We start from the raw sequence: 3,356 nt of genomic DNA, 5'->3' as shown, positions 1-3,356 counted from the left end.
CATTGCCAGCGTCATCCGTCGCCGTCACCTCGCCCTCGAAACCGTCCGGATCCCCGTCCGGAAAATCCTCGGCCGGGATCGACCATTCACCATCGGCATCGGTCTCGGTGGTGGCGACCTCCTGGCCTTCGTCGTCCGTCAGCGTGATCGTGGTCCCCGCCTCCGCGGTCCCCGACACACCATTGGCATTCGCCTCGTCCACCTCCGGCGCATCGGGGCCTGGATCTTCTTCGTCATCATCACCGTCATCCGACGAACCTGAGGAAGACGAACCTGCCGCTGCCGCTGCCAGCCCCCCCGCCCCCACAGCCCCGGCCACGAGCCCCAGGCCGCTCACCCCCGAACTCTCGGCGGCCACCAGCTGGCCAACCTCGGAGATCTCGGTAAAGGCGAACGACTCCCACGGTTCCTCGTACTGCCCCCACCACAGCACTCCGCTCGAATCTTCCAGCACGAGTTCGTTGCGGAGTTCACCGCTCCCGCCGAAAAACCCCTCGATCACGAGTTCCTCGCCCGACTGCAGGGTGATGACCAGATCCATCCCCTGCTGATCGAATGCGGCGACCTCTTCCGGCCCAACCGGCAGCTGCACCACCTGGTTTTCACCGACCGTCAGCTCCCCAAGCGCCACCTCGCGACTTTCTCCCGACGCCTTGTCCACCAGCTGGACCTGCATGTTCTCCGCCATCCTTTATCCCTCCTGATCCTGATTGCCGCGGTCGATGATCTCGATTTCCACGCGCCGATTAGGCTCGAGACACTCCCGGGTCTCCGTCGCATGCTCGGGCCCACGGCAGAAAACCAGCGGTCGTGTTTCACCCCGCCCTTCGGCGACCATTACGTCGGGATCGATACCCTGCTCGATTAATTCCTGCCTCACGCTTTCGGCACGCCTCTGGGAAAGTTCCCGGTTGTACTCGGCATCGCCAATACGGTCCGCGTGCCCCACGAGCGTGATCCGAGGATCCGAATATTCGCGGTCGATTTCCTCCGCGACATCCCCGATCCGATCACGACCTTCCGGGGTCAGACGATCGTCATCAAAACCAAAGACCACATCCGCCGAAAGCGTCAGGATCTCCAGCTCGGGAATCTCCGGGGGAGCGGTCAGTCCCTCATAAAGTCGCTCGCACAGAAATCGACGCCATTCACCCGTGTCGACTCGATCCCATCCATCAAAACTGACTCGGTACTGACACACGAGAACGTCGTCCCCCGTCGCAAAGGGAATCTCGAAGTTGTAAAACCAGTGGGCCTCGCCACGATGACGCTTGAATTCGTCCGGCGTTCCGAGTTCTTCCAGCACTTCAGCCTGTTCCAGACCTTCGGACACTGAATCCAGGGTTTCCCGGTCAACCGCTCGTCCGGCCCGGGCGAAGTCTTCATCCAGCTCGATCAACGGTGTCTCCACGTCCGGGTAGCCGGCATCATCCGCGATTGCCGGGGACGTGCCGACTGCGGCCAGAACGGCCGGAAGAAACAGGGCCGGTCCGGCCGTGCTGCGAACCCGCGGTGCATGTTCTTCATACTTTGGTGCGTTCATTCGGACGTACTCGCTCGCTGGAGGCCGAAATTGTCCTGAGACGCTACCATCCTCCATAATCACAAGAACCAGTCTTTACTGACTATGACTCCCGTATACCTGCCCGATCCGAGCCAGCGTCACCGTCGTCCAGCAAGCCGCGGAGAAACTCTCGCTCCTCAACCATCAGGATTCCGCTATCTGTCAAGGTAGATGTCGCCTGATGGAGTTCAGGGTTCTTTAACAACGGGCGGCTGTCTGCGGGTTGAGGGTCACCGTCTCTGGCAGACCGAAGTCCCGGATGGGGCCGGACCAACGCTCGGGATGGGCGTCACGTGCCCGCTCGTATGTGGCTCGGCGGCGTTCCAGGATCCGATCGGCCTCGCCGTTGTGGCGCTGGGCGGGGGTCACGTAGTTCAACGCGCTGTGACGATGCTGCTCGTTGTACCAGTGCACGAAGCCGAGCATCCATTCACGAGCCTGTTCGAGAGTGGCAAAGCCCTTCGACGGGAAGCCCGGGCGGTATTTGAGCGTACGGAACAGCGACTCGGAGTAGGCGTTGTCATTGCTCACCCGAGGGCGGCTGCGCGAGGGCGTGATCCCGAGGTCGTAGAGCTTCTGCAGGAACGTCGCCGCCTTCATGGGGCTGCCGTTATCCGAGTGCAGGATCAACGGCTTGTCCATGGCGGCCAGGTGTTCGCGCCAGTAGGCCTTCTGGAGGAGGTCACCGGCCAGCTCCCCGGTCTCGGCGGCGTGGACCTCGTGACCGACGATCTTGCGACTGAACACATCGACGATCAGGTACAGATACCACCAGGTGCCGCAGGCCGGCCCGGGCAGCCACGAGACGTCCCAGGACCACAGCCGGTTCGGCGTATCGGCCACGTGAGTGGTCGGTGGGCGCCGGCCTTCCGGGGCCTTGTGGCGCCCTCGGTGATGGTTCTGATCGGCGTCGCGCAGTACGCGGTAGAACGTCGCCTCCGAAGCGAGATAGCGACCCTGGTCGGCCTGGTCCGCGACGATGTACGCTGGCGGCCGACTGCGATAGCGGGGCTCGTTGCACAGATCGACGATCACGGCGCGCTCCCGGTCGGAGAGTTTGTTGTGAGGCACCGGCCGCGAAGCCTCCGTGCGGCCATCCGGATGCGCGCCTTCGGGCGTGCTCCAGCGCTGATAGGTACGGACACTCACGCCCACCACGGCGCAGGCCCTGTCCAGCCGGGCACCATCGCGTCGAGCCTGTTCGACCAGAGCGATGGTGTGCTGGCGATCCGGGAGGCTGGTCAGTCGTCCTCGTCGTTGCGGCCCCAGATCGCCTCGGCTTTTTTTGACAGCGTCAGCAACGCCGCCGTCTCCGCCAGGGCCTTGTCCTTGCGCTGGAGTTCGCGTTCGAGCTTCTTCATGCGCTTGTGCTCGGCCTTGCGTTCCTGACGCGAGCGCTTGTCCTGCTCGGCGGCCTGTGCGTTGGCGTCCATGCACGCCTGCCGCCAACCCTCGACCTGCTCGGGGTAGAGCCCCTTCTGCCGGCAGTATGCGCTGAACTCCGCCTCGGTCATCGACGCGGTGTCGAGCACGACACGGAACTTGTCCTCGCTGCTCCAGCCTTCCGGAGTGGATCCTCGTGATGGCAAAACCTGTCCTCGCTCGCGGGCCTGTTTGCGCCACGGTACAGAGTCGCCGTCGAGATCCCTTCGGCCTCGGCCACTTCGGGGATCGTCCGGTTGGCCGGCGGGGCGAGCTTGCGCAGGACGGCCTCCTTACGCTCGCTGGAATACTGCTTCATGGTTGTCACCTGTCGGTTGCGTTGAGGCGACAACTACGTTGACTGATAGGG

General features: G+C 63.5%; 2 protein-coding genes and 1 pseudogene. All 3 read right to left on the bottom strand.

The window, feature by feature from the left end:
* On the bottom strand, window positions 1–688 hold a 688-nt coding region (locus D571_RS13815), incomplete at its 3' end, for a BapA prefix-like domain-containing protein (RefSeq protein WP_038047194.1).
* 3 nt (window positions 689–691) lie between these two features.
* Window positions 692–1,543, bottom strand: coding sequence for an OmpA family protein (locus D571_RS0112300; RefSeq protein ID WP_018936992.1), 852 nt, complete (start codon window positions 1,541–1,543; stop codon window positions 692–694).
* A 219-nt stretch (window positions 1,544–1,762) separates the two neighbouring features.
* A pseudogene (locus D571_RS0112295) lies at window positions 1,763–3,305 on the bottom strand (IS3 family transposase).
* Between the last annotated feature and the right edge of the window lie 51 nt (window positions 3,306–3,356).

The sequence above is a fragment of the Thioalkalivibrio sp. ALJ24 genome, from assembly GCF_000377785.1.
GTDB lineage: Bacteria > Pseudomonadota > Gammaproteobacteria > Ectothiorhodospirales > Ectothiorhodospiraceae > Thioalkalivibrio.
The sequence above is the reverse complement of the archived record's forward strand: the minus strand, read 5'-3'. Positions and strand labels throughout refer to the sequence as shown.

Bases quoted from the DNA above. Each gene is read 5' to 3' on its own strand.
- D571_RS0112300 (WP_018936992.1), bottom strand. From the start codon at position 1,543: ATGAACGCACCAAAGTATGAAGAACATGCACCGCGGGTTCGCAGCACG.